Here is a 26,621-nt window from a genome sequence, read left to right as displayed (position 1 = left end):
TTGTGCAGTGCGAAAATTCTATCGGATCGTCGCCGCCGGCTGTGCCTGCGCCGTGCCACCGCGCATCCGGGCCAAAAGCTCGGCGGTGGGCCAGGAATCGGCCGGCAGACCGTATTTGATCTGCATCGCCTTCACGGCGGCGCGGCTCTGCTGGCCCAGCACGCCGTCGACCTTGCCGACGTTGAAACCGGCCTGGACCAGAAGCTGCTGCAATTGCTTGAGCTCGTTGAACGGCAGTTGCGCGACCGGTGTGGATGGCTTTCGCATCGGGGCCGCGCCCGCAATGCGGGTGGCGAGATAACCTGCGGTGGTCGAATAGATCAGCGAGTTATTCCACTCGGTATAGGCCGCGAAATTCGGGTACGCCATGAAGGCCGGCCCGTTCCGACCCATCGGCAGCAGCACCGACGCGGCAAGATTGTCGTTCGGCAGCGGCCTCCCGTCGGGATAGGTCACCCCCAGCTGCGCCCATTTCGAGCGCGGCAGCTGCACCGTGAGGTCGGTCTGATCCCACGGCAGGTTTTGCGGCACCTTGATCTCCTCCAGCCACGGCTCACCGCGCCGCCACTTCGATCCGTTGGCGATGTAGTTCGCGGTCGAGCCGATCACGTCGTCCTCGCTGCGGAGGAGATCGCGACGTCCGTCGCCGTCGTAGTCGACGGCATAGTTGACGTAATGCACGGGCAGGAACTGGGTCTGTCCGAGCTCGCCGGCCCACGAGCCGACCATCTCGTCGGGATGCAAATCGCCGCGGTCGATGATCTTCAGCGCGGCGATGGTCTCGTTCACGAACATCTCCGAGCGGCGGCAATCATAGGCCAGCGACACCAGCGACTTCAGCGTCGGCAAATTGCCCATGTTGACGCCGAAGTCGCTCTCCAGTCCCCAGAACGCGGCGATCACCGCCGGCGGCACGCCGTATTCTTTCTCCGCGCGCGCGAACGCGGCCGCATGCTGCTTGATGTGCTGCTGGCCGTTCTGCATGCGGTAGGGCGCGGCCATGCGGCCGGCAAATTCGGTGAAGAGCTGGCCGAACACGCGCTGGCCGCGGTCGCGATTGACGATGCCCTGGTCGTAGACGAGGTAAGGCGAGGCCGCCGCGATCGTCCGCTGCGACACGCCGGCGGCAACGGCCTGCTGCTTCACGTCGGCCAGGAAGCGATCGAAGTTCGCGCCATTGTGGCACGACGCCGCGCGCGGCGAGGGCGCGGTGGCCTTGGGAGCCGCGGGCTTTGCGGGCGGCGGCGCGAACTGGGCAGAGGCGGTTGCAGACAGCGCGACAAGAGTGACGGCCGCGATCGCAAATCGGGTCTGGAGCATGAGGTTTCCGGGGGGAGGGCGCGTGGGGAATCTTGCCAAAGCTTAAGGGAATTGAGCGCCTCAAACCATCCCTTCGTCATGGCCGGGCTTGTCCCGGCCATCCACGCCTTTCGGCCTTGCGTGGAGGGAGACCGTGGATGCCCGGGACAAGCCCGGGCATGACGGAAAAGCAATGTTGGTCAAGTGCCGCGGCTCCGCGACGCACCTTGAAACCTTGCGGGCGGGCCGGGGTCATCCCTACCTCATGCTTGCCGGCCCGCAATCCCTCCAGCGGCCACGGCCGGCCTCGGGAGACGGCCATGAACTATCTTCGTACCGCAATGCTGCTCGCAGGCCTCACCGCTCTGTTCATGGGTGTTGGCTATCTGATCGGCGGTGCCGGCGGCGCCATGATTGCGCTCGTCATTGCCGCGGCGACCAATCTCTTCACCTACTGGAACTCCGACCGGATGGTGCTGTCCATGTATGGCGCCCATGAGGTCGACCGCAGCAGCGCGCCGGAGCTGGTCGGGCTCGTGGCCGAGCTTGCGGGCCGCGCCCGCTTGCCGATGCCGCGCGTGTTCCTGATGGACGAGCCGCAGCCCAACGCGTTTGCCACCGGGCGCAATCCGGAGAATGCCGCGGTCGCGGTCACCACCGGGTTGATGCGCCAGCTCAGCCGCGAGGAGCTCGCCGGCGTGATCGCGCACGAGCTCGCTCATATCAAGCACCACGACACGCTGCTGATGACTGTGACCGCGACCATTGCGGGTGCGATCTCGATGCTGGCGCAGTTCGGCATGTTCTTCGGAGGCAACCGCGACAACAATGGCCCCGGCATCGTCGGTTCGATCCTGATGATGATCCTCGCCCCGATCGGCGCCATGCTGGTGCAGATGGCGATCAGTCGTACGCGCGAATACGCCGCGGACAATCTCGGCGCACGCATCGCCGGTCAGCCGATGTGGCTGGCCTCGGCGCTGGTGAAGATCGAAGGCGCGGCGCATCAGGTCCCGAATGTCGAGGCGGAACGAAATCCCGCCACCGCGCACATGTTCATCATCAATCCGCTGTCGGGCCACGGCGTGGACAATCTGTTCGCCACTCATCCCTCGACGCAGAATCGCATCGCGGCGCTTCAGCAGCTCGCAGCCGAGCTTGGCGCGCAGGCGTCGCCGTCGGTCGGCGCCAATGAGAACTATCCGCCGCGGAGCCCATGGGGTCGCTCGTCCTCGCGCGGGCCCTGGGGCTGACGCAGCAGCGGCTCTAATTTGCGCGCTTTGTGACCTGTCGCACACAGGACGGTCCCGGCCGGTGTTAACACCCTGCCGTGACAGTTCCTGCGAAAGGGGATGCGTGGCCGGCCCTCTGCCCGCCACCGTCGAAGATGACCAAAGCTGCAGTACCATTGTTGATCGCCCTGGGCGTGCTGATTGGCCTGTCCACGCACACCGTCGTCAATTGCGGCGACGAGGACGAGCCCGACATCTGTTCGGCGGTGATCGGCTTCTCGCCGCTGCGCGGCTCGCTGATCGCTTTCGCCTATGAGGGGCGCGGACGGATCGCGCTGCGCCACGGCGACTGGCGGCGGGCGATCGCGGATTTCGACGAGGCCATCCACCTCAATCCCAACCGCGCCTCGCTCTATCGCGATCGGGCGCTGGCGCGCCGGCAGAATGGCGATCTCGAACTTGCCATCGAGGATTACGACGAGGCGATCGCGCATGATCCCAGGCACGCCGCGCCCTATCACCAGCGCGGTCTCGCGCTCGCGGCCGCCGGCGATCTCGATCGCGCGATTCTGAGCTACAACACCGCGGTCCGCCTCGACCCCTCGGATGCGCAGCCTCGGCTCGACCGCGGCCTCGCCTTCCTCGCCCGCGGCCAACCGAATGAGGCGCGCGCCGATTTCGAGGCCGCGCTGGCGCTGCCCGCCGGCAAGGATGCCCACACCCGCGATGCAGCGCGCGCAAAACTCGCTGAACTCGCGAGCGCCGAGCCAACCCGGCTCGCCGCTCCCGCAAGGTAGAGATATCTAGAGCTGCGTGCGCCGCTGCAACCCTCTCCCCCTGCGGGAGAGGGTGGCTCGCTGCGAAGCGGCGAGACGGGTGAGGGGTATCTCTCCGCGCGTGAGCCTGCTGCAGTTGAATTCGCGGAAACAACCCCTCATCCGGCGCTTCGCGCCACCTTCTCCCGCAAGGGGAGAAGGAAGAAGGTGAGCGCCTACTTCTTGGCTTTGGCCTTCTTGGCTTTGGCCTTCTTCACCGGCTTTTCCTTGGGCGCCTTCTCCACCTTCACCGCGACCGGTGTGCTGGCGGCGATCCGCATCGACCGCGCGTAGCTGTCGGCGACGTTGTCGGCGGACATCTGCAGGCGCTTGGCGGCGGCAATGGCCTGCTCCATGGTGGCCTTGGCCATCATCTTGAAGCGGTCGCCGGTCTCCTTGCCCTTGGCCTTGGCCGCAAGGCCGTTGAATCGGTCCCGCCGCTCCTTGGCGCGGGTCATCAGGCCCGTATGCAGCTGTCTGGCCAGTTGCCGGATCACGACATCCAGGTCGGCGTCCGCCATGTTGTTCTATCCTCTTCGAAAACAGTATCGATGCGGGCGGACTATGCAGATCGGGCCCCGCCTTGGCAATTCCCGGCCACGCGTCATCCGCAGCTTCCGGTGATCAAAACAAAAAAGCCGCGCTGCGCGCGCGGCTCTCTGCCTTGGTTTTGCGCTTTCTGTCTTACTTCAGGGAGGCGACCGGGCCGCTCGACGCTGCCGGATCGGGGTCGAAGCCGAACACGCCGACCAGATATTTGTAATAGTCCGGCAACTTCTCCTTGAGCGCCTCGCGCGACTTCGGGTCGTGGAATTCGCTCTTGCCAGCCAGGAAGATGCTGGCGGTCACCGCAAAGAATTCCATGTGATTCTTCAGCGCGTAGGATTCCTTGGGCAGGAGATCCTTGGACTTGGCGTAGGCGTAATAGCCGATCACGCCCTTGTTGGCGTAGCCGTCCGGCAACAGCCGCGCGTGGTAGGCGTGCAGGAGTTCGTGCAGCAGCACGGCTTCCTTTTCGTAACGCATCATGTCCGGCCGCAGCATGATCACGCCGAGGCCGGAATCGACCGCGAGGTCGACGGCATTGGGATTGGTCCAGCGCTGGGTGGCATGGTCCCAAACAGTGAGCGTCCGCGGCACGTGGCGCTCGACGTTCGGAGCGACCCGGCCGTAGCACGCGGTGGCGGCGCCTTCGTCGAGGCAGGCCAGCTCGCTGGCGATGATCGGGACGGTGCGGAAGAAGCGCAGCACGCGCGGCGAGAGGCCGGCAGCCTCGACCACGTCGATCTGGCTCTTCACATTGTCGGTGAGCTTGTCGACATCCTTGCGGTCGGAATTCTCCGACAGGTCGAACATGTAGCCGCGGTAGCTCTGGAAGCCCGGCGGTAACGCCTGCGCTGCGCCGGCGGACGCATCCAGCGGTCCGGCATGGGACGGATTGGCAAAGAGCGCGCCGACAATGGTCGCGGTCAGCAGCAACGCAATGCGCATGATGAACCCCCTGATGTCACTTCACGCGGCAGGATAGGCCGCCGTTGTTTGCGAAAAGTGAGTGGGGCGAGACTAAGGCAGCGATGTTGAGGCGTGCTTAATCGATGGTTGCGGATCGCGGAACTGAATTAGCGCCGGGTTAACCAAGCGTGGATTGCCCGCGCGCTTCGGCGTAGCATGCGGTCCGGGCACCAAGCCCTCGAACCAGATAGCCGGAAGGGAGGATGCCATGTATGCCGCCATCCGTCAGGCCAAGGCAAAAAGCGGGAGCGCCGAAGAGCTGGCGCGCCGTATCAAGGAAGGCGCCGTTCCGATCATCAGCGACGTCGACGGCTTCCGCGCCTATTACGTCGTCTATGCCGGCGACGACACGGTCACGGCGATTTCGATCTTCGACAAGTTTCGAGCAGGCGGAGGAGGCGAACAGGCGTGCGATCGCCTGGATCGAGAAGGATCTCGGCGCGCTGCTTGCAGGCGACGCCCGCGCCGCCGCGGGTCCGGTGATCGTGCATACGCTGGCGTAGGGATTGGGCGGATCGCTTCTTCCCCGCCGTCGTCCTGGCGAAAGCCATGACCCATTACCCCAGGGGGTAGTTGTGGCACGAGATCGTCGTTACCAATCTTCGCCAAACTCGCTTCTGAGGTAATGGGTCCTGGATCTGCGCTTCGCTTGTCCAGGACGACAGCGGAGTGAGTGGCGTGCGCTTGCCACTCAGCGCGCAGTCGCCCCTCACAACTCCCGTGCATTCGAGAACGCAAAGCTCGACACCCGCCGCGTCGTCTCGTCCAAAATCAGCGTGCGCGTGATCGGCGGCTCGGCGCGCTGGGCGCAGTTTTCGCGCTCGCAGAGACGGCAGTTGACGCCGATCGGCGTGCCCTCCGTTTTCTCCAGATCGATGCCGGCAGCGTAGACGAGGCGAGCGGCGTGACGGATCTCGCAGCCGAGGCCGATGGCGAAGCGCGGCTGCGGCAGCGGGTGGGGCGCGACGGGGCGGCGCACCATCTGCGCGATCGAGAAATAGCGCGTGCCGTCGGAGAGCTCGATCACCTGCTTCAGCAGGCGATCAGGCGTGTCGAAGGTCGAGTGCACGTTCCACAACGGACAAGTGCCGCCGAATTTCGAGAACGGGAACGTGCCCGATGAAAATCGCTTCGAGACGTTGCCGGCATTGTCGACACGAAGCAGGAAGAACGGGATGCCGCGCGCGTTCGGCCGCTGCAGGGTGGTGAGCCGATGGCAGACCTGCTCGAAGCCGGAATTGAAGCGCTGCGCCAGCAGGTGGATGTCGTAATTCAGCGCTTCCGCCGCGGCTAGGAAAGCCGGGTAGGGCATCATCACGGCGGCTGCAAAATAGTTGCCGAGCGTGATGCGGAACAGGCGGCGCGGTGTGTCGTCGAGCGGGCCGGCGCGGCCGATGATGGTCTCCAGATGCTGCGTGCATTCAACGAGGCCAAGCTGGAAGGCGAGCTGGAACGCGCGGCCGGGCGGGTCGACCAGCTCGGAGATCAGGAGCTGGCGCCGGTGGCGGTCGAAGCGCCTCAGCGTCTCGCGCATCACGTCCACAGGCATGATGCGGGTCTGGATCGAATGCTTTTCGCGCAGCCGCGCCGCGAGCGCCGCATAAAGCTCTTCAGCCGGCACGTTGAGCTCGTCGCGCAGCGTCTCCGCGGCCTGCTCGAGTTCCGGAAAGTAGTTGCGGTTGGCCTCGATCAGCTCGCGGACGCGCTCGACGGGATTGGCCTCATAGCGGGTGCCGACGTCGCGGTCGGCCATTTGTGCCGCGGCCAGCGTCTCGCCCTGGCGGGCCTCGGTATAGGCGGCATAGAGCCGTTGCAGCGCATGGGTGACGCCGGGGCAAAGCTCGGCGAGATCGCGCAGTTCCTGCTTGGGAACGTCGATCTGGCGGAACAGTGGGTCGGAGAAGATCTCGTTGAGCTCGGCGAAGAAGCGGTCCTCGTCGGCGGTCGCGAGGTCGCGCAGGTCGAGGTCGTAGGTTTCGGCCAGCCGCAGCAGGATCTGGGCGGTCACCGGACGCTGGTTACGCTCGATCAAATTGACATAGCTCGGCGAGATCCCGAGCCCCTCGGCGATCTGGGTCTGCGACAGCCCCAATTGCTGCCGGATCCGCCGGAAGCGCGGGCCGACGAAGAGCTTCTTGCTGGAACCGGCGGGCATTCTCAGGTCTCCGGAGGGGGCATCAAGGGCAGGCTTGCTGACCTAATTAATTTACAAGATTTACAAAGTGACATATATTACAAGTACCGATGTTACATGACATCACCATTCAAATACAAGCCTACTGTACGAGCTGAGCTTTCTCGCGTTTAGCTTCTGACACGCATCTCGCAATGCATTGTCAAGAATGTCGATGGCTGGTGCCATCGTCGGTGAAAGGATCAGGCACATGAATTACCAGCCCCGTGGCATCAGCACCCTCCAGGCCCCCGCCTCGTACCAGAGTGAGGTCGAGGCGGCCCGGTCGCTTCTGGAGACCCAGCCGACCTGGAACGGGGTGTCGGCCGAGGCCGTCGCCCGCATGCGCCTGCAGAATCGCTTCAAGACCGGCCTCGACGTCGCCCGCTACACCGCGGCGCTGATGCGGGCCGACATGGCCGCTTATGACGGCGATCCCACCAAGTACACGCAGTCGCTGGGCTGCTGGCACGGCTTCATCGCCCAGCAGAAGCTGATCTCGGTCAAGAAGCACTTTGGCAAGACCGATCGCACCTATTTGTACCTGTCCGGCTGGATGATCGCGGCGCTGCGCTCCGAGTTCGGCCCGCTGCCGGACCAGTCGATGCACGAGAAGACCTCGGTGCCGGCGCTGATCGAAGAGCTCTACACCTTCCTGCGTCAGGCCGACTCGCGCGAGCTGAACGATATCTTCCGCAACCTCGATAAGGCCCGCAAGGAAGGCGACAAGACCCGAGAGAAGGAGTTGATCGAGAAGATCGACAACTTCCAGACCCATGTCGTGCCTGTCATCGCCGACATCGACGCCGGCTTCGGCAATGCGGAGGCGACCTATCTGCTCGCCAAGAAGATGATCGAGGCGGGTGCCTGCGCGCTCCAGATCGAGAACCAGGTCTCGGACGAGAAGCAGTGCGGCCACCAGGACGGCAAGGTCACCGTGCCGCACGAGGTGTTCCTGGCCAAGATCCGGGCCTGCCGCCACGCCTTCCTCGAACTCGGCGTCGAAGACGGCATCGTGGTGACCCGCACCGACTCGCTCGGTGCCGGCCTGACCCAGCAGATCGCGGTCAGCCACAAGCCCGGCGATCTCGGCGACCAGTACAACAGCTTCCTGGATTGCGAGGAAGTGACGGCGGAGAATGCCCGCAACGGCGACGTCATCATCAACCGCAACGGCAAGATGATGCGTCCGAAGCGGCTGCCCTCCAATCTGTATCAGTTCCGCCCGGGCACCGGCGAAGACCGCTGCGTGCTGGACTGCATCACCTCGCTGCAGAACGGCGCCGACCTGCTCTGGATCGAAACCGAGAAGCCGCATATCGAGCAGATCGCCAAGATGGTCGACCGGATCCGCAAGGTGGTTCCGAATGCGAAGCTGGCCTACAACAACTCGCCCTCGTTCAACTGGACCCTCAACTTCCGTTGGCAGGTCTACGACGCGATGAAGGAAGCGGGTAAGGACGTCAGCAAGTACAATCGCGCCGAGCTGATGAAGGTGGAATACGACGATACGCCGCTGGCGAAGGAAGCCGACGAGCGCATCCGTACCTTCCAGGCGGATTCGGCCAAGCGTGCCGGCATCTTCCACCACCTGATCACGTTGCCGACCTACCACACGGCGGCGCTCTCGACCGACAATCTGGCGAAGGAATATTTCGGCGACCAGGGCATGCTCGGCTACGTCAAGAACGTCCAGCGCGCCGAGATCCGTCAGGGTATCGCCTGCGCCAAGCATCAGAACATGGCCGGCTCCGACATCGGTGACGACCACAAGGAGTACTTCGCCGGCGAGGCTGCCCTGAAGGCGGGCGGCGCCCACAACACGATGAACCAGTTCGGCTAACGCATCACGCTAATCGACAGGAGACTGACAATGACCAATAGCAATTTCTGGGTGATCGGCGGCGAGTTCGGTTCGATGAACTTCCACAAGCTCGTGGAAGGCTCGGCCCAGGTGCAGGGTCCGTTCAAGACCCGCAAGGAGGCCGAGGACGCCTGGCGCTCGGTCTCGGAAGAGAACCGTCACAAGGCGGGCGTCCGCTTCTCGATCGTGGAAGAGCCGTCGCGGGTCTCGGCCTGACAATCTGAACTGACATGACAATCTGAATAAGAAGACGTCCAAGGACGGAGGGTCCCATCCGGCGCAAGCCGGGTGGGATCGTCTGTTTTTGGCACAGGTGAACGACCTGTGGGCACCGTAAGTAACTGGAATTGTAGGGCCTTTGCGGACACTTTGGTTGCTGATAGGTTAATCCGGCCAAGTGAGGACGAGGCCGCCAATGTCAGAGCCCGAGACCAGCGGGATCCATCCCAGCCAGCCGCGCCCGGTGCGGCTGCGCGATGCGCTGTTGCAGGCGCGAATCGAGGCCGCCGACCGGACCGGCGTCGTCGTCGATTTGCGCGATGCCGAGGTGGCGCGGCTCGAGATCCTCAACGATTCGCTCGATCCCCTGTTCGCGCAGGTGCCTGACAAGATCGACCTGTTCGACCGCGGCATCAGCCAGGGCGATACGCCCAGGCTCTGGATCGACGTCGTCGCGCACATCTTGATGGGGCGCGACAAGCGGATGTACCGCTTCGTGCAGGACACCCGCTTCGGCCGCATCGTGCTCGCCGAATCGCACGACACGTCTGTTATCGTCGAGGCCGTGACCGATTACGTCGCGCGCCGCATGATCGAGCGAGAGCATGCGATGGTGGTCCCGCCCGAGCCGAAGCCCGAGGCCGCGCCGCCGCGGCGCCGCTCGCGCCTCTGGCCGTTCGTGTTCGGATTTGTGCTCGGCGCCGCCGCGCTGTTCGGCGTTGCCGTGCTCGCGGCCCTGCGGAGCTGGTGAGGCGTCTCTCGTAGCCCGGATGCAGCGAAGCGCAATCCGGGAAACTTATCGCTACAGATGCACCGCCCCGGATTACGCTGCGCTCCATCCGGGCTACGGATCATTCCGCAATGACGGCGACGACCTCAGATCAATCTGACAAGCTTGATCTGCCCGATCTGAAATCCAGCCCCCAGGCTCCGCACCGTCTGCTCGCAACGCCAGCCGGTGTTGTCCTTCTCGATCGTGAACAGATTGTAGGCCGCAGCCGGGGTGCGTCCGTGCGCGAGCGCGGAGGCCGAGGGCACGCCGATTGCGGGAATGTTGCCGTTGGGTCCCTCGAACCACATCGTCGAATGAATGTGGTCGTGCCCGTGCAGTATCAGCTCGACGCCGTGGCGTTTCAAAAGCGTCAGCAGCCCGGCGGAGTCAGTCATCCGCTTGTGGCGCGCGCCGGACTTCAGTGGATGGTGCACCAACAGCACGCGAAAGACGTCCTCGGCTGCGAGCCGCTCGAGCACCTCTTCGAGCGACGCGAGTTGATCGCCTCCGAGCGTGCCTGTCGCCATCAACGGCAAGGTGGGCACCGCAGTGGACAGGCTGATCAGCGCGAGCGGCCCGCGCCGGCGCAGGCTCGGAAAGCCGATACGGCCGTCGTCGCCCGCAAGATAGGGCGCGAAGGTTTCGCCGAAGCGATGAGAGGTGGCGCGGACATAGGCGTCGTGATTGCCGGGAATGGTGGTGACGCGGTCGGGCGGACCGACGCCGTCGAGCCAGGCGCGCGCCGGCGCGAACTCCGCCTCCAGCGCCAGATTGACGAGATCGCCGGTGACCGCGATGTGGTCGGGACCTTGCGCCTTCACGTCGGCGACGAGTGCGTCGAGCACCTCGCGGCGCTGATACTTGTGACGGTTGCGCGTCCAGTTGACATAGCCGAGCGCGCGCTTGCCGGCGAGCTCGATCAACCGCGGCTTCGGCAGCGGCGGCAGATGCGGGTCGGACAGATGGGCGAGCGTGAAGGGGGCCATGGGGGGCGATTGCCTCGCTATTCGCCCGCTGTAATGGCAAGGTCGCAGGCCAGGTGCAAGCGGGGCATCGAGGGAGCCCGATGGGAGAACGTCTGAACAGCGTCCGACGGAGATTCGAGCCGCTGCTGCGGCGAATCTTCCACGCCTATTTCCTGCTGGTCCGCGGCATGACGCTCGGCGTCCGCGCCGTGGTGCTGGATGCCGACACCCGGGTGTTCCTGGTCAGGCACAGCTACGTCACCGGCTGGTATCTGCCGGGAGGCGGCGTCGATCTCGGCGAGACCATGGAGCAGGCGCTGCGGCGCGAGCTCAAGGAGGAGGGCGATATCGATCTGACCGGCGAGGCCGTGCTGCACGGCATCTTTCTCAACAGCCACGTCTCCCGCCGCGACCACGTCGCGGTCTACGTCGTCAGGCAGTTCAAGCAGGATCGTCTGCCCGCGCCCAACCGCGAGATCGCCGAGTGCGGATTCTTCGCGGTCACCGCGCTGCCCGAGGGGACCACGCCGGGCACGCGGCTGCGGATCGCGGAAGTCCTGCACGACAGGCCGCGGATTGCGACGTGGCGATGATGGCTGCCTGTGCTAGTAAATCGCCGGACCTGCGGTGTCGGCGCATGGACGAGGGATGAAGGTTGTCTGAATCGACGAGGTCATGGCCGTTTCGGGTCGCCGTGCTGGTGCCCTGCTACAATGAGGAAGCCGCCGTCGCGACGGTCGTCGCCGATTTCCGCAAGGCACTGCCTGCGGCCGAGGTCTACGTCTACGACAACAATTCGACCGACCGCACCGCGGCGGTCGCGCGCGAGGCCGGAGCGATCGTGCGCAGCGAACGGCGCCAGGGCAAAGGCCACGTCGTGCGCCGCATGTTCGCCGACATCGAGGCCGACATCTACGTGCTCGTCGATGGCGACGCGACCTACGACGCGCTGAGCGCCTCGCGCATGATCGACCAGCTCCTCGATGAGCATCTGGATATGGTTGTCGGTCTGCGCGTCGATCAATCGCAAGCGGCCTACCGGCGCGGTCATCGCATCGGCAACCGGCTGTTCACCGGTTTCCTGGCATCGACCTTCGGCCACGCCTTCAAGGACATCCTGTCCGGGTACCGCGTGTTCTCGCGCCGCTTCGTCAAATCCTTCCCGGTCCTGTCCGGCGGTTTCGAGATCGAGACCGAGTTTGCGGTCTATGCGCTGGAATTGTCGCTGCCGGTCGCCGAGGTCGAGACGCCCTATTACGCGCGCCCGGAAGGCTCCTTCTCCAAGCTCAACACCTGGCAGGACGGCTTGCGCATCTTCAACACGATGTTGAAGCTCAACCGGTCGGAGCGGCCGCTGCGCTTCTTTTCGGCGATCGGCATCGTCCTCGCGCTGCTGTCGATCGCTTTCGGATTGCCCGTGGTGATCACCTTCCTCGAGACCGGCCTCGTCCCGCGCCTGCCGACCGCCGTGCTCTCCATGGGGCTGATGATCATGGCGCTGCTTTCGGCTTCGTCGGGGCTCGTGCTCGACACCGTGACGCGCGGCCGGCGGGAAATGAAGATGCTCGCCTACCTGTCCCAGCCGCCGCTCGGGAGGCCCTGAAATTGCCCCCGGGGCCGGGCGCAATCCCATGGACCGCTGCCCTCCAAGGTGATATTCCGCCGACGCGATGAACGATCTCTCCCTCACCATCCGGTCGGAAGCCGCCGGCGATGCTCAGGCAATCGAGCGGCTGCACGAACGTACCTTCGGACCCGGCCGTTTCGTGCTCAGCGCGTACCGCATCCGCGAGCACGTGGATCATGTGCTCGATCTCTCCTTCACCGCCCACGTCGGTACGTTGCTGATCGGATCCGTCCGGCAATTGCCGATCTGCGTCGGCGACACGCCGGCACTGCTGCTCGGGCCCCTGACGGTCGAGCCTCCGTTCCGCAGCCGCGGCGTCGGCCGGCTGCTGCTCGAGCGCGCGCTGAAGGATGCCAAGGCGCAGGGCCACGCCATCGTGCTGCTGGTCGGCGACGAGCCCTATTACAGCCGCGTCGGCTTCAAGCAGGTCGCCAAGGGACGCGTCACCATGCCGGGCCCGGTCGATTACAGCCGGCTCCTCGTCATCGAGCTGGTCGAGGGCGCGTTCGAAGGCGTATCGGGTCCGGTCAGCCCCGACTGGAGCATGACGCGAACCTGACGCGCCATCGCTTCGAAGCTCACATGAAGGTAGGGCAGTGCCGGTCGATCAGCAATATTACCGGGAAGTGGCGTCCGGGAGCACGGCGGAAAAGCTGCTGATCGCGGCGCGCGACCGCATCTTCCAGGATTTCATCGCCCAGATGCAGCCGTCCGCGGCGGACGAGATCCTGGATGTCGGCGTGTCCGACGTGATCAACGATGGCGCCAACGTGCTGGAGCGAAGCTACCCGCATCAGCACAAGATCACGGCCTGCGGCCTCGGCGAAGGATTAGGGTTCAAGGCGGCTTTTCCACTTTGCCGTTACGTGCAGATCGAACCGAATAAACGGCTACCGTTCGACGACAATGCGTTCGATGTCGCGACATCCAATGCCGTGCTCGAACATGCCGGAAGCCATGAAAATCAGGTGCTGCTGGTCGCGGAGCTTTGCCGCGTCGCGCGGCGGGTGTTCATCACGGTCCCCAACAGGTTCTTTCCGGTCGAGCACCACACGGCCATCCCGCTGGCGCATTATCTCGACGGCACCTTCAGGATCGTCTGCAGGATCGCCGGCAAGTCGGAATGGACCGACGAGCAAAACCTGATTCTGATGACGCGAAAACGGCTGCTGGAGCTCGCCGCGCTGGTTGCCAAATCTGCGAGTGCCAAGTCCTCCACCCCTAAGTCCGCGGCTGTGGGCTACACCGGTTTGTCGCTCGGCCCGCTATCGTCCAATCTCTATCTCGCATTCCGCTAAAGCAGCCGCCTCCCGCCGCAGCATGATCCCGATGAACAAAATCCACACCAGCAAAGTCGTCTTCGCCGTGTTGTTTCTCGCGGTGCTGGTCGGCCATTTCTGGACCATGATGCGATGGAGCGAGGCGCGCGGCGTCTATGACGACATCTGCTACCTCAGGCAGGCGCATCTGTTCCAGAGGTTCGGGTTGGTGGAGGGATTCGACACCAACCTCGCCCGCGAGGACGATGGCTATCAGAGAGCAAAGCTGAAAGAGATCGGCTACCCCGACTGGAACGATACGACCGCTGCGCCCTGTCACAATCTGATGCCGGCCACCGGGAAGGTCGTCATTCAATACCCGCCGGGTGTCGGCCTCGTATTGGCGTTGTTCCCGCCGGGTCACCAGGTCGTGCCCATGTACATGCTGGCGACCATTGTCGTCCTCGGCCTTGCGCTGTTTGCGCTGTCTCTCGCGCGCAGCATGAGGTCGGTCCTGATGGCCGGGGCGTTCGGCTGTCTTGCGATCTACCTGATGGTCAATCCGGTCAAGGCGAGCTATTCGATGGCCCCGACCGTCGTCGTGTGTGCCCTCGCAGGATGTCTCACGGCGCGATGGCTGGCGGGCCCGCGATCTCAACCTAATATCTGGCTGCTGGCGCCCATCGGTTTCTTGCTCGGGTTAACCGTCGATTTTCGATTGGCCAACCTCTTCCTGGCGTCCGGCTATGGCGTGTTTCTCCTCGTCGCCTTCCTGGCGGATCGGAAATTGTCCCGGTTCTTGCAGGGGGCCTTGTTCGGCGTCGCGTTGCTGGCCGGCGTGATCCCGACCATCATCTCTTACGCCGTCAACGCCGGCAGTCCTTTTGCGTCGACCTACGGCAACAACCCCGATGTCAGGCCGCTGGATTTCTCGTTTGCGGTCGTCCGGGATTACCTCGCCGACCCGCTCCAGACGTTGCTGATCGTCACCGGAATTGCAGGCTCGATCTGGCTGTTGCGGCAGGCGAACGGCATTCGCCGCGTCGCGCTGCTCACGATCGCCAATCTGGCGCTCAACCTCGCCTTCTTCTTCACCTATCCGATCGCGACGCCATACTACACGATCCCCATTTCTCTCCTGACATTGTGGACCCTGCTTTTCGCCGTGCTGTTTCAGGAGGCGACAGAGGACGCCCCTGAAACAGCCGCTTTAGCCAAAGCGTGATGAAGTCGGCTAGCTATCGCGCTTTCAGAACTTGAAGTTCGCGAACGCCCGCACGCCGATGCCGGGCATCAGCACCTCGTCCTTGGTGTAGGACACCGAGTTGCGGATGTTCTCGTTCAACAGATTGTTGCCGACGAGACCGAGCAGCATCTCGCGCGCGCCGAATGCATTCGGGTTGAGCTTGGTCTTGTAGCTGACCTCGGCCTTCAGCAAATTGTAGCCCGGCGTCGGCGTCTCCGCGATCACCGCGACGTTGTTCTGCGCGAAGGCGTGCAACAGATTGACGCGCATCAGCCAGTTGTCGTCGCGCCAGAACACGCCGCCGCCCAGTCTCACCGGCGGAATGCGCGGCACGTTGGTGCCGTCGGTGAAGGTGGCGCGGACCACGTCGAACTGATTCTCGATGCCCCAGATGCCGCCCTGGAATGCACCGACGTCGAGTTGCGACTGGAATTCGCCGCCGCGGAAGTTCCCGTCGCGCTGCGAATAGACCGCCTGGTTCACCTCGGCGCCGGGTGTGCCGCACGAGGCAAAGTCGTCGTCGCACATCACGCCGGTGAGACGGCGATAGATGAAGTTGTTGAAGTGCGTGTAGTAGACGGTCGCTTCGAACCGGAACGGCCCCGTCGCCTTGCGCAGGCCGGCCTCCACGGACTTCGCGGTCTCGATGCCGAGATTGGGGTTGCCGATGTCGAAGGTCGCGGTCGCATCATGCGCGCCGCGCGAGAACAGCTCGGCCGCCTTCGGCGCGCGCTCGACATATTGCGCGGTGATGCTGCCGACCATGCCGCCCGGCAGGTCCTGCAACAGGCCGATGCTGCCGCTCTTCGGCGTGAAGGACGGATTGCGGCCGATACCCGCCTGCGGCGTGCCGTCGGGCAGGAAGTCCGCGGGAAAATCCGGCGTCGTGCCGTGCAGCTCGACATGCTCGATCCGGCCGGCGATCTGCGCCCGCGTCGCGTCCGTGAACTTGAACTCGTTGAAGGCGTAACCGGCAACGCGCGTGCTGTTGTTCGGGTCCCACAGGCCGTTGAACAGCGTGCCCGGATTGTCCGGGCTCGGCGCGCTCAATTCCTGATGACCGGCCTGGAAGCCCAGCGCCGTCGTCACCTCGGCGAAGCGCGCGTTGAACGGCATCAGCTGCACCTCGGTGCGGATCTCCTGCTCCTTGTTGGTGAAAGTCTGCCGCACGCCGTCGGTGTTGGGATCGGCGGGGTCGGCCAGCCCGATCTCGTTGTGCCGATAGTCGGTCGCACCGGCCCAGAAGCGAACGACATCGATCGCCGTAGCGTCGGGATGGTACTCGCCCTTGACGTTGATCTTGGTCTGATGGCCGTCGATGCGCGTGTTGTGGTCGGCGCCGTCGATCCCGGGGATGTGGTAGAGCGCGTCGTTCTGGGTGATCGCCGCACCGATATAGCCGCCCTGGAAGAAGTAGGAGCCGCCGATCGAGGCGCCGTCCGAGCGCGTCGCCGAGTTGGGCTGGCGTCCGTTGGCGACGGACCGGGTCTGGTCGGTGAGATACGGGTAGCTCGGAATGCTGTAGTCGGTGGTGTTGCGCCCGTAGACGTCGGCATGGAAGGCAAAATTGCCGCCGCCAGTGTCGAGCAGCACGCCGCTCTCGACGCCGCGGTCGACCGAGCTGAACGCGCTGCGCGTCTCGGCGGTGACGCAAGGCGACGTCGCGGCGCTCGCGAGCGGCGCCTTGGTGGACATGCCGTAGGTCTGGAACGACGGAGCGCAGTTCGGCAGCGCATCCGGAATCCGGTTGTTGGTGGCGCTGACGACGCCGCCGATCGAGGTCGAGCCATAGCGCAGCGCAGCCGGTCCGCGCACCACCTCGACCTGGTTGGTCGCGAGCGGATCGATCGGGACGAAGTGGTCCTCGCCGAGATCGGAGGCGCCGCCGGCATTGGTGCCGTTCTCGACGATGCCGACGCGGTTGACGTCGAGTCCCCGGATGATCGGCCGGCTGGAGGCGCCGGGCGCGAAGCTCGAGCCGGTGATGCCGGGTTTCGAGAACAGGAGATCGCCGAGCTGTCCGCCGCCCTCGCGGCGGATCTCCTCGTTCGGCACCACCGTGACGGTCGCGAACTGGTTGGTCACGATGGGCAGCACGCCCTGCTGAGGTGCGGCCGGCGTGGAGGTTGCCGGCGTGGCGTCCGCCGTGCGTTCGTGGCTGCGTGCCCGCGCGGTTCGCGTGGGGCGGCCCGGGTTGCGGGTCGGCACCACCGCCCTGCGCACGATCGGGCTAGGGGCCGTCACGGTGACGGCGGGGATCTCGGTCGATGATTTATCCTCGGCCAGCGCCGAGGTGGCCGCGCCGAGCAGGAGCAGGCTTGCTCCGCCAAGGCGCTTCGCGCGCCGCAATTTGAATGACATGGTCCTGATTCCAGTCAGGCGCCGTCCGCATGATGGTCTGCTGATCGGAGGCGGCCTGCCGTCGCTGGGCGACGGAATTCGACTTCAACTTCTCCCGGGCATGCGCCTGAAAGCGGCGAGTCCGGGCGTGATCAAGCTGGAGTCAGGACGCGGGAGGGGCGCGCGGCTGGAACGCCGTGCCGGCCGATTTCAAATGGACGAATTCGGCGTCGGTGGTGCGGAAGAGCAGGTCGATCGCCTGCGGCAGCAACAACACAGGCGGCGCCGCGAACATGACGGTGCCAGCCATCGCGACCAATGCGCAGATCGCGCAATTGTCCTCGCCCGGGTGCTCCCGGTCGGGAGCCAACGGCGATTGCCTTTCGACCGCAGCGCGGTCGATCGCAGCGAGACCTTGGTTGCTGTCGGTCTGCTGCAGCGAGGGCTGGGCGAGGGGAGCGGCCTGGGCAAACCAATGGCTGTGGCCGAACGTCAGCGCGAACTGCACCAGCATCGCGAAGATCGCGAGCCGGGCGCCGTGCCTGATATTCGACCGGAACCACTTCATCTGGAAACGTCACCCCACATCGCGAGGTATTATCCCCTGATCCCGCGATGTTATAATGTAACATCGCCTGATCGGTCAGTGGATGTCAACCGCTGTCGAGCCGACCCGAGCGGGCCGGCTCCTCGCCGTGTCGTGCGGGCAACTGAAAGATCTAGGCTGAGGACCTATCGAATGACTACGGGGACGGCGATTGATTGACTCTGTGCCGGCGCGAGGAGGCGGCATCAGAGCTTTTTGCTCTGGAGCCAGGTGCGGATGGCCTCGATGTGTTCTGCCTTGCGCTCCAGCGGCAGCCAGTGCCCAGCGGGCATGCTTGTCACGGTCAGGTCCGGGCAGGCGGCGCGCATCGGGTCACCTTGGCGATTTCCGGTGATGCTGCAGATCTGATCAAAGTCGCCGTTGACGAACAGCACCGGCTGCGACAGGCGGCCACCATTGGGTGCTTTGCGCGCATAGACGATGTTGGCGTCGTCGTTCAGGTACCAAGCGCAGCACGGGCGGAATCCATGAGCCTTGAACGACTGCACCAGCACGTCGAAGTCCGCCGGCGGCCAGAGAGCGGGATCGGGCTCAGTCGGCGGAGCGCGGTGCGCGGCGCCAAAGCGCCCTCCATTGCGCGTGACCATCGCATTCGGCGAAACCTTGCCGATGCCGGCGGGGTCGCCTGGCCGAAAGATCGACGCCAACGATGCGGCCAAGTCTGCATCGAGGTCGGCGACTGCCGCCTCGAAGTGCGTGGTGTAGTAACGGTAGTAATCCCATTGGCCGTCGGGATATTGGTCAATCGGATAGATCGTCCGGTCGACCAGCGGGACGACTGTGCGCAGGGCGTGCCCGTCGGGTTGATATGCCAGCGAGGTCAGCACGACTCCGCGGCTGCGCTTTGGCTGATGCGCGACCAACTCACCGACCACAACACAGCCCCAGTCGTGGCCAACCCAGATCGCAGGCTTGCCGCCCAGGTGATCATGGAGTTCGGCCATGTCCGTCACGATTTCCTCGATGGTATAGGCGTCGTTGGCTGCGGGCGTCGAAGAGCCGCCGTAGCCGCGCAGATCGGGAGCGACGCAGTGCCAACCGTCGGCGGCAAACGCGTCCATCTGAGCGCGCCACATCAAACTGATGCTCGGCCAGCCATGGACGAAGATCATCAACGGTCCGTCGGTCGGCCCGCACTCGATATAGCGCGTTGTCTGACGAGGCGAGCTGAACGTGCGCTGGTGAAGTGGATCTGTCATGGTCGAGTAACTCCGCTTCTCATCGAACGCTCGCACTGTTTGAGTGCTGCGAAGGCTGCGTTCAGAACTGCTCTTGTCCGCTGCGGGCGATGCCTGGACAGGGACACGCCTGCCCAGGGTCGAGGAAGAACCGCCTCCAGATTTCACAACGCGCTACATTCGACCGGGTTCGGGGGCGAAGGCGCTCTGGAGCTTCCGGCGAAGAAGGGACGATGGGGTTTATCCGACTAACGGAAGCGAAGTGAGGCGGGTGAGCTCGGCCATGCTGGCCCGTAAGCCGCCTAGCGCCCTTCACGGACCCACGTCGCAGCAAACGCGCCGAGCAGCAGCAACAGCCCGATCAGGCCGGCAAAGATCGGCAGCACGCCGACGCCCTTCACGACGCTGGCGTCGCGCATCCGCACGCCCATCCAGCCGTCGCCATGGAAGACGCTCGCCGAGCGGACCGGCAGGATGCGCGGCAGCTCGACGCTGGCGCCGTCGACCACCCGCACGGCGTCACCGCCGGTCGCCTGGGTCAGGGGCTTCAACGTTTCGGTGGTGGAGGTGACTTCCGAAAATTCCTTCGGATTGGTCGGGCCGACATTGATCAGCGCCTTCAGCGTGCCGTCGGTGGCTTGCCACAGGCCGAGCTCGCTCGCCGGCAGGCTGGCGCGCCATTCGCCGGGATCGCCGGCTGCAAGCGTCAGGTCGCGCGAGACGCCCGACGGCGAGGTCACGCTCACCGGCTGAACGCTGTCGGCCATGGTCTGGCGCACCACCACGAGATTCTTGCCCTGCACCTGCAGGCGCAACGCTTCCTCGTCCAGATCAGGCTGCTTCATCAGCCAGTGCGACATCCGCCGCAACAGATCGAGATGCGGACCACCGCCTTCATAGCCGCGCGCCCACAGCCAGATGTGGTCGGAGAGCAGCAGCGCCACGCGGCCCTCGCCGAAACGCGAGAGAAACAGCAGCGGCTTGCCGTCGACGCCCGTCATGACGGGCGGGTTGACCGCGTTGCGGGTGTCGACGGTGCGGAAGAACCGGCTCCAGCGCGGCGGCTCGGAGGCCGAGCCCTCGAGGCCGCGCGTGACGGGATGGCGTTTGCCGACGTCGGACAGATGCGCGTAGAACGGCTTTTCCGTCACCCCGACCGGTTCGGCCGGCAGCACCGAATCCAGCGGCGTGCGCCAGATGCTGGTGTTGGACGCGTAATCGGGGCCGGCCGAGACCAGCACCGCGCCGCCGGACCGCACATAGCGGGCGATGTTGTCGAAATAGGCGATCGGCAGCACACCCTGACGGGCATAGCGGTCGAAGATGATCAGCTGGAATTCGTTGATCTTCTGCTGGAACAGCTCGCGGGTCGGAAACGCGATCAGCGACAATTCGTTGATCGGCGTGCCGTCCTGCTTCTCCGGCGGCCGCAGAATGGTGAAGTGGACGAGATCGACGCTGGCATCGGACTTGAGCAGGTTGCGCCAGGTGCGCTCGCCGGAATGCGGCTCGCCCGAGACCAGCAGCACGCGCAGCTTGTCGCGCACACCGTCGATGGCGACGACGGCGCGGTTGTTCACCGGCGTCAATTCCCGCTCGAGCGGCGAGGCCTCGATCTCGACGATGTTCGGTCCGGAATGCTTGATGTCGACCTCGACGCTTGCCGCCTGGCCGCTCGAAAGCGTGCGCTCGTTGATGACCTCGCCGTCTCTGCGGACCGTGACCTTGGCGCGCTCGCCGCTGACGCCCTGGTCGTCGAGGCGGTAGGTGATGGTCTGGGGCTGCCCGACGATGCCGAAGCGCGGCGCGGCGATGACGGCGATACGGCGGTCGCGCTCGTCCTTCTGCCCGGTGATCAGCGCGTGCACCGGGGCCTGGAAGCCGAGCCCGGCGGCGTTGGCCGGAATGTCGTGGACGCGGCCGTCGGTGATCAGGAACGCACCGGCGACGCGATCGACCGGCACGTCGGACAAGGCCGAGGCCAGCGCGCCGAACAGCTTGGTGCCGTCGGTCTCGCCGTCAGCCTGTCCGGCATCGACGACGCGGACCTCGAGCCCCTTGATCTTCTTCAGGCTGTCCACCAGCGCTTCCTGCGCCGTCGCTGCCTCACGATTGCGATTGCCGAAATTCTGGCTCGGGCTCTTGTCGACCACGATTGCGGCGACCGAGGTGAGGGGATCGCGGTCCTCGCGGGTGAAGGAGGGGTTGGCGAGCGCCAGCAGGAACAGCGCCAGCGCGGCCACGCGCACGGCAGCGCCGCGCGCGCGCGTCAGCAGCAGCACCAGCGCGATGACGACGATCGCGGCCAGCGCGAGCCACAGGACGATCGCGGGAACCAGCGGCGTGAATGCGATGCCGTAATTCATGGCGTCATTCTCTCGGCATCGTCATGCCCGGGCTTGTCCCGGGCATCCACGTTCTTCATGCCGTGCGGCAAGGCGTGGATGGCCGGGACAAGCCCGGCCATGACGGCTTCATTTTGGCGGGCATTCAGCTTCAAAGCCCGCATCATTGCCCCAGCCGTTCGATCAACGCCGGTGCGTGCACCTGGTCGGCCTTGTAGTTGCCGGTCAGCGTGTACATCACGATGTTGGCGCCGGCGCGGTAAGCGAATTCGCGCTGGCGGGGGTCGCCGCCGGTCACCGGCAGCATGGACTGGCCGTCGGGCCGCACGGCCCAGGCGCCGGCAAGGTCGTTCGAGGTGATGATGATCGGCGAGACGCCGTCGCCGCCGCGTGCCGGCCGCTGCGCGCCGTCCTCGTCGTCTTCGCGCGGCAAGGTCTCGACCCAGGTCTGGCCGGTCGTGAAGCGGCCGGGAAAGTCGCGCAGGAGAAAGAAGGTCTTGGTCAGCACGTGCTCGCGCGGCACTGGCTCCAGCTCGGGCACATCGAGCGAGGACAGGATCTCGCGGAGCGTCTGCATGGCGGGGGTCTGTGCCGCGCCGTTCGCGCCGGGCGGCGCTTCGACCGCATCGCGGGTATCGAACAGCACGGTGCCGCCCTGCTTCATGTAGGCGTCGATCTTGTTGATGGCGTCCCGCGACGGCTTGGGCGCGCCCGGTACGATCGGCCAGTAGATCAGCGGGAAGAAGGCGAGCTCGTCGCGCGCCGGATCGATGCCGACGGGATCGCCGGCTTCCAGCGCGGTGCGCTGCGCCAGAAACAGCGTCAGTCCCGATAGCCCGGCCCTGACGATGGAATCAACGTCGGCATTGCCGGTCACGACATAGGCGAGGCGGGTCTGCGACACCGCCTTCATCGCGAACTCGTCGGACGCGCTGTCCGCGTGCGACGGCGTCGGCACGAACGCGGCGAGGCCTGCGAGCACCAGCCCGACGACGATCATCGCGGGCGCGGCGCGGCGGCGCAGCAGCGCGGCAAGGCCGCCACCGAGCACCGCGACGATAACGGCGTCGATCAGGAACAGCGCGAGCGCCGTCGACAGCAGCCAGCCGCGCAAGTCCTGCGGCTCGGCATTGGTGTAGGTGGCGCGCCGGGCGCGCAGGCTCGCGGTGTTCAGGGCTGCGATACGGTCGGCGCTGGCAAGCGTGTTCACGGCGAGCGGTCCTTCTGCCGGACCATAAAAGCCCGGCGGATGATCGGGTGTGGCGCGGTCGCGATAATCCGCGGGCAGCGGCTTGGCGGCGGCCGGCGGCGGGCCGAACGCGCCGAAGCCGTCGAGGATGTGCAGCGGCGCCACCGTCTCGGCGGTCCCTTCAGTGGCAACGCCTGCGCCCGGCTTGGCGGTATAGCCGGACATGTCGACGACGCGCCGCAGGATTTCGACGAAGGTGCCCGACATCGGCAGATCCGACCAGCGCATGTCGGCGCTGACGTGGAACAGGCTGACGACGCCCTTGCCGCGATGCTCGCCTGTTACCAGCGGCGTGCCGTCTTCCAGCGACGCCCAGCTCTTGGTGGCGAGCACGGCGTCGGGCTCGGCCAGCACCTGCCGGCTGATGGTGACGTCCTTGGGGACCACGACGCCGGCAAACGGACCGTCGGCGGCAAAGGAGGCCAGATGTTGCGGCTTTTCCCAGGTCAGGCTGCCGCCGAGCGTCCGGCCGCCCTTGCGCAGCTTGACCGGAACGAGATCGTCCTCGGCCTGCGCCAGCCGCGGGCCGGCGAACCGCACCAGCACGCCGCCCTGGTCGATCCAGGCATTGAGGCGCTCGCGGATCTCAGGGGCGATGGTGCCGACATCGGCGAGAATGATCATCGGCAGCTTCTGGTCGAGGAACTGCGTGATGCCCTGCTGCGGCGAGCCCTTGTCCGCAAGCCGCACGTCGGCGAACGGCGCCAGCGCCCGGGTGAGATAGAAGGTCGGCGCCAGCAGCGGCTGCGCGGTCTCGCTGGTCGAGCCCGAGACGATGCCGATGGCGCGGCGGCGCCAGCGCTTGTCGAGCAGCTGCACTGCGCCTGCGGAGCGCTCACCGGCAATTTCCAGCCGCGTGATGTCGTTGCGCAGCTCGACCGGCAGATCGAACGACGCTTCGGCTTCCTTGTCCTGCGGGCCGAACGAATACCGCGCTTCGCCGATCGGCGAGGCCTTCTGGTCCAGCGCGCGCACGGTGCCGATGGCGATGCCGCTGTCGGTGCGCAGCACCTTCACCGTCATCCTGGCTGCGGCATTCTCGGCCGCGACCAGGGCCAGCGGCGACGAGGTGCCGCCTTCGAACACGGTCAGGCTGCGATCGCCGATGGTCTTGCCGAGGCCCGCCACGAACTCCTCGCCGCGACCGGTGTCGACGCTGTCGGAGAGCCAGGCGATCTCGCAGTCACCGGTCGCTTTCAGGAAGCGATCGATTGCGGTCAAAGTCTCGACGCGCTCGATCGAATACGGCTTTGGCGTCAGCTGCCGCAGCGCGACGCGCGCGGCGCCCGCCGGCATCAGGGTGATATCGCGGTTCGGCTCGGACAGCGGCACCAGCGCAATCGCACGGCGATCGTTCTCGGCACTGGCGATCAACTCGTCCGCGGCCCTGATCCGGATGTCCCAGTTCGAGGCCGCGCTCCAGCCGTCGTCGAACATGATCATCAGCGGCGCCTTGCTCGTGGCCGCGCCCGTTTGCGGATTCCAGATCGGGCCGGCGGCGGCGAAAATGACCAGCGCCGCAGCCAGCAGCCGCAATGCGGTCAGCCACCACGGCGTTCGCGATGGGGTCTCTTCGCGCGGTGCGATGTCGAACAGCAGGCGCGTCGGCGGAAATTCGATGCGGCGCGGCCGCGGCGGCATCACCCGCAACAGCCACCACAGCACCGGCAGGCTGACGAGGCCGATCAGGAGCAGCGGTTCGGTGAAGGCGAGCGGCAGTCCCATCATGCGGCCGGCCCCGCCTTGATCGTGGTGGTGCGCGCGCTCGACTTGCTCACCTGCATGCCGGCATGCAGGAACAGCAGCAGTTCGGCGGCCGAGCGGTCGGTGGCATGCGTCGTGAACAGCCAGTCGAGCTTGTTGGTCTCGGCGCGGATTTGGTCGCGGTGCAGCGCGAGCCGCGCGGTGTAATCCTGGGCCCAGCTCTCGGCGCGGCCGGCGGTGATCACGCCGAACCCTTCCGGCTCGACGAACTCGACGCGGCCGGAATACGGGAATGATTCCTCGGCGGGATCGACGACCTGCACCAACGTGCCATGCGCACCGGAGCCGGACAGGCCGGCGAGCGTGGTTCTGATCTCGGAGATCGGCGACCAGAAGTCCGACAGCACGATCGTCTCGGCCAGCGCCGCGGGCACGAAGGACGGCGGCAGGCTCAAGCGGTCGGCATCGTCATGCAGCATCGCCTGCGCCATCTTGTCGATGACGCTGCGGCTCGCGGTCGGTGCCATCAGCCCGGGAATGCCGACGCGTTCGCCGCCGGAGACCAGCAGCTCGGCCAGCGCGAAGGCGACGATCAGCGTCCGCTCGAGCTTGGATTCACGCGCCTGTTTTGAAGCGAAGGCCATCGACGGCGAGCGATCGGGCCAGATCCAAACCGTGTGCGAAGCTTCCCATTCGAGCTCGCGGACGTAGAGAAGATCGTCGCGCGCCGAGCGCCGCCAGTCGACGTTCTGCGACGGCTCGCCGGAGACGAAGCGGCGGTACTGCCAGAAATTTTCGCCGGAGCCGGCGCGACGGCGGCCGTGCAGGCCGTGAATGACGTTGGCGGCGATACGGCGGGCCTCGAGCACCAGGCGCGGCAAGGAAGCTGCGAGCGTGCGGCTTTCGCCATCGGCTCGTCGGATCGCGATGATCTCCTTTGCTGCGTGCCCGTTCTCCGCCGCCATCAACCGATCCGTGTCTTCAATTGCCGGATCACGTCCGGAATCGTGCGGCCCTCGGCGCGCGCCTGGAACGTCAGCGCCATGCGGTGCTTCAGCACGGGCTCGGCGAGGTCGAGCACGTCGTCGATCGAGGGCGCGAGGCGGCCGTCGATCAGCGCGCGTGCGCGCACCGCGAGCATCAGCGATTGGCTGGCGCGCGGGCCCGGGCCCCAGGCGATGAACTTGCTGGTGTCACCGCCGTCCGGACCCGGACGGGCCGAGCGCACCAGCGACAGGATCGCCTCGACCACGGAATCGCCGACCGGCAGGCGCCGGATCAGCCGCTGCGCGGTGATCAGTGCATCAGGTGTCATCGCGCCCTTCGCCAGGGTCTCGTCGGCGCCGGTGGTTTCGAACAGGATGCGGCGCTCGGCGTCGCGATCGGGATAGTCGACGTCGATCTCCATCAGGAAACGGTCGAGCTGGGCTTCAGGCAGCGGATAGGTGCCTTCCTGCTCCAGCGGGTTTTGCGTGGCGAGCACGTGGAACGGCTTCGGCAGGTCGTGACGCGCGCCGGCAACGGTGATGTGCTGCTCCTGCATCGCCTGCAGCAGCGCAGATTGTGTGCGCGGGCTGGCGCGGTTGATCTCGTCGGCCATCAGCAGTTGTGCGAACACAGGGCCGGAGATGAAGCGGAAGGCACGCTTGCCAGAGGTGCTCTCGTCGAGCACTTCGGCGCCGAGAATATCGGACGGCATCAAATCGGGGGTGAACTGGATGCGCTTGGCATCGAGGCCGAGCGTGATGCCGAGCGTCTCGACCAGCTTGGTCTTGGCGAGGCCGGGGACGCCGATCAACAACGCATGGCCGCCCGAGAGGATGGTGACCAGCGTGTTCTCGATCACGCGATCCTGGCCGAAGATGACGGACGCGATCGCATCCTTTGCCGCGCGAATCTGGCTCGACACCTGCTCGGCCGAACGCACTATTCCGTCTTCGAGCTTCTCGACACTCTCCGCCATCCGTTAGCTCCTTCAGCCTGCCATGCGGCTCGCTTGCGTCGTCATGTCGTCACGTCCTCAACTCAAGACGTGGGCCCTATGCTAGACTTGCAGGAAGGCCATGTATTCGTTGAATTAACCTATCCCCACCTTATCGGCTTAGGGATATGTAGGGCATCACGAAGTGGCGACCTCCACACCGGATGAATGCGGGGTGGAACCGAGCACCCGGATACAACGTAAACCTGCACCAATCGTGCCAAATGACCGATC

24 protein-coding genes are annotated in these 26,621 nt (G+C 65.5%); 11 read left to right on the top strand and 13 right to left on the bottom strand.

The features are described from left to right. Positions 1-18: 18 nt before the first annotated feature. On the bottom strand, positions 19-1,320 hold the full coding sequence (locus ACVIN2_RS10995; protein WP_456765635.1) for a lytic murein transglycosylase: 1,302 nt from the start codon (positions 1,318-1,320) through the stop codon (positions 19-21). 299 nt (positions 1,321-1,619) lie between these two features. Here ACVIN2_RS10995 and htpX point away from each other — a divergent pair, with 299 nt between their 5' ends. Further along, on the top strand, positions 1,620-2,552 hold the full coding sequence (htpX, locus tag ACVIN2_RS10990; protein WP_456765634.1) for a zinc metalloprotease HtpX: 933 nt from the start codon (positions 1,620-1,622) through the stop codon (positions 2,550-2,552). A gap of 134 nt (positions 2,553-2,686) precedes the next feature. Further along, a complete protein-coding gene (locus ACVIN2_RS10985; RefSeq protein ID WP_456765633.1) occupies positions 2,687-3,328 on the top strand; it encodes a tetratricopeptide repeat protein in 642 nt (213 codons plus the stop codon). Positions 3,329-3,522: 194 nt separating this feature from the next. On the opposite strand, the gene ACVIN2_RS10980 is transcribed toward ACVIN2_RS10985, so the two are convergent. Together ACVIN2_RS10980 and ACVIN2_RS10975 are read right to left on the bottom strand one after the other, a co-directional pair. Next, positions 3,523-3,867, bottom strand: a complete 345-nt coding sequence (locus ACVIN2_RS10980) for a hypothetical protein (protein WP_456765632.1) — start codon at positions 3,865-3,867, stop codon at positions 3,523-3,525. A 163-nt stretch (positions 3,868-4,030) separates the two neighbouring features. Then, positions 4,031-4,837 carry a hypothetical protein gene (locus tag ACVIN2_RS10975; RefSeq protein ID WP_456765631.1) on the bottom strand — a complete coding sequence of 269 codons (807 nt, stop codon included), beginning with the start codon at positions 4,835-4,837 and terminating at the stop codon, positions 4,031-4,033. A gap of 229 nt (positions 4,838-5,066) precedes the next feature. On the opposite strand from ACVIN2_RS10975, the gene ACVIN2_RS10970 reads away from it, so the two are divergent. Further along, entirely contained in the window at positions 5,067-5,411 is a 345-nt protein-coding gene (locus ACVIN2_RS10970; protein ID WP_456765630.1) for an antibiotic biosynthesis monooxygenase, read from the top strand. Positions 5,412-5,567: 156 nt separating this feature from the next. Here ACVIN2_RS10970 and ACVIN2_RS10965 read toward each other — a convergent pair whose 3' ends face one another. Next, the gene (locus tag ACVIN2_RS10965) at positions 5,568-7,013 is read right to left on the bottom strand and encodes a helix-turn-helix domain-containing protein (RefSeq protein WP_456765629.1); all 1,446 of its coding nucleotides are present in this window, start codon (positions 7,011-7,013) and stop codon (positions 5,568-5,570) included. Between the two features lie 229 nt (positions 7,014-7,242). Between ACVIN2_RS10965 and ACVIN2_RS10960 the strand changes: the two genes are divergently transcribed. The 3 genes from ACVIN2_RS10960 (at position 7,243) to ACVIN2_RS10950 (ending at position 9,865) form a co-directional block, all read left to right on the top strand. Further along, entirely contained in the window at positions 7,243-8,874 is a 1,632-nt protein-coding gene (locus tag ACVIN2_RS10960) for an isocitrate lyase (RefSeq protein ID WP_456765628.1), read from the top strand. A gap of 30 nt (positions 8,875-8,904) precedes the next feature. Next, positions 8,905-9,111 (top strand): DUF4170 domain-containing protein, encoded by a 207-nt coding sequence (locus ACVIN2_RS10955; protein ID WP_007595122.1) that lies wholly within the window; start codon positions 8,905-8,907, stop codon positions 9,109-9,111. Between the two features lie 199 nt (positions 9,112-9,310). Then, a complete protein-coding gene (locus tag ACVIN2_RS10950; protein ID WP_456765627.1) occupies positions 9,311-9,865 on the top strand; it encodes a hypothetical protein in 555 nt (184 codons plus the stop codon). A 125-nt stretch (positions 9,866-9,990) separates the two neighbouring features. Here ACVIN2_RS10950 and ACVIN2_RS10945 read toward each other — a convergent pair whose 3' ends face one another. Next, positions 9,991-10,872 (bottom strand): metallophosphoesterase family protein, encoded by an 882-nt coding sequence (locus ACVIN2_RS10945; RefSeq protein WP_456765626.1) that lies wholly within the window; start codon positions 10,870-10,872, stop codon positions 9,991-9,993. A gap of 80 nt (positions 10,873-10,952) precedes the next feature. Here ACVIN2_RS10945 and ACVIN2_RS10940 point away from each other — a divergent pair, with 80 nt between their 5' ends. The 5 genes from ACVIN2_RS10940 to ACVIN2_RS10920 all read left to right on the top strand — a co-directional run bounded on the left by ACVIN2_RS10940 (position 10,953) and on the right by ACVIN2_RS10920 (position 14,962). Continuing rightward, positions 10,953-11,444, top strand: a complete 492-nt coding sequence (locus ACVIN2_RS10940) for an NUDIX domain-containing protein (protein ID WP_456765625.1) — start codon at positions 10,953-10,955, stop codon at positions 11,442-11,444. 62 nt (positions 11,445-11,506) lie between these two features. Next, entirely contained in the window at positions 11,507-12,454 is a 948-nt protein-coding gene (locus tag ACVIN2_RS10935) for a glycosyltransferase family 2 protein (protein WP_456765624.1), read from the top strand. A 67-nt stretch (positions 12,455-12,521) separates the two neighbouring features. Next, the gene (locus ACVIN2_RS10930; protein WP_456765623.1) at positions 12,522-13,037 is read left to right on the top strand and encodes a GNAT family N-acetyltransferase; all 516 of its coding nucleotides are present in this window, start codon (positions 12,522-12,524) and stop codon (positions 13,035-13,037) included. A gap of 37 nt (positions 13,038-13,074) precedes the next feature. Beyond that, the gene (locus ACVIN2_RS10925) at positions 13,075-13,776 is read left to right on the top strand and encodes a methyltransferase domain-containing protein (RefSeq protein WP_456765622.1); all 702 of its coding nucleotides are present in this window, start codon (positions 13,075-13,077) and stop codon (positions 13,774-13,776) included. A gap of 31 nt (positions 13,777-13,807) precedes the next feature. Continuing rightward, positions 13,808-14,962, top strand: coding sequence for a hypothetical protein (locus ACVIN2_RS10920; protein WP_456765621.1), 1,155 nt, complete (start codon positions 13,808-13,810; stop codon positions 14,960-14,962). Positions 14,963-14,986: 24 nt separating this feature from the next. Here the strand turns inward: ACVIN2_RS10920 and ACVIN2_RS10915 are convergent, their stop codons facing one another. The 8 genes from ACVIN2_RS10915 to ACVIN2_RS10880 form a co-directional block, all read right to left on the bottom strand. Next, the gene (locus ACVIN2_RS10915; RefSeq protein ID WP_456765620.1) at positions 14,987-17,344 is read right to left on the bottom strand and encodes a TonB-dependent receptor; all 2,358 of its coding nucleotides are present in this window, start codon (positions 17,342-17,344) and stop codon (positions 14,987-14,989) included. Positions 17,345-17,486: 142 nt separating this feature from the next. After that, a complete protein-coding gene (locus ACVIN2_RS10910; protein WP_456765619.1) occupies positions 17,487-17,891 on the bottom strand; it encodes a DUF2946 family protein in 405 nt (134 codons plus the stop codon). Positions 17,892-18,115: 224 nt separating this feature from the next. Then, positions 18,116-19,129: an alpha/beta fold hydrolase gene (locus tag ACVIN2_RS10905; protein WP_456765618.1), complete on the bottom strand. Its 1,014-nt coding sequence runs from the start codon at positions 19,127-19,129 to the stop codon at positions 18,116-18,118. Between the two features lie 281 nt (positions 19,130-19,410). After that, on the bottom strand, positions 19,411-21,474 hold the full coding sequence (locus ACVIN2_RS10900; RefSeq protein ID WP_456765617.1) for a hypothetical protein: 2,064 nt from the start codon (positions 21,472-21,474) through the stop codon (positions 19,411-19,413). Beyond that, complete coding sequence (locus ACVIN2_RS10895; protein WP_456765616.1) at positions 21,471-21,620, bottom strand: hypothetical protein; 150 nt, start codon at positions 21,618-21,620, stop codon at positions 21,471-21,473. The genes ACVIN2_RS10900 and ACVIN2_RS10895 overlap by 4 nt, the downstream gene beginning before the upstream one ends. Then, on the bottom strand, positions 21,617-24,430 hold the full coding sequence (locus tag ACVIN2_RS10890) for a DUF4159 domain-containing protein (RefSeq protein ID WP_456765615.1): 2,814 nt from the start codon (positions 24,428-24,430) through the stop codon (positions 21,617-21,619). The genes ACVIN2_RS10895 and ACVIN2_RS10890 overlap by 4 nt, the downstream gene beginning before the upstream one ends. Further along, positions 24,427-25,371, bottom strand: a complete 945-nt coding sequence (locus ACVIN2_RS10885) for a DUF58 domain-containing protein (RefSeq protein ID WP_456765614.1) — start codon at positions 25,369-25,371, stop codon at positions 24,427-24,429. Before ACVIN2_RS10885 ends, ACVIN2_RS10890 begins: the two co-directional genes overlap by 4 nt. Continuing rightward, a complete protein-coding gene (locus ACVIN2_RS10880; protein WP_456765613.1) occupies positions 25,371-26,369 on the bottom strand; it encodes an AAA family ATPase in 999 nt (332 codons plus the stop codon). The genes ACVIN2_RS10885 and ACVIN2_RS10880 overlap by 1 nt, the downstream gene beginning before the upstream one ends. Positions 26,370-26,621 lie beyond the last annotated feature (252 nt).

It is taken from the genome of Bradyrhizobium sp. USDA 3650 (assembly GCF_054057395.1).
The sequence above is the reverse complement of the archived record's forward strand: the minus strand, read 5'-3'. Positions and strand labels throughout refer to the sequence as shown.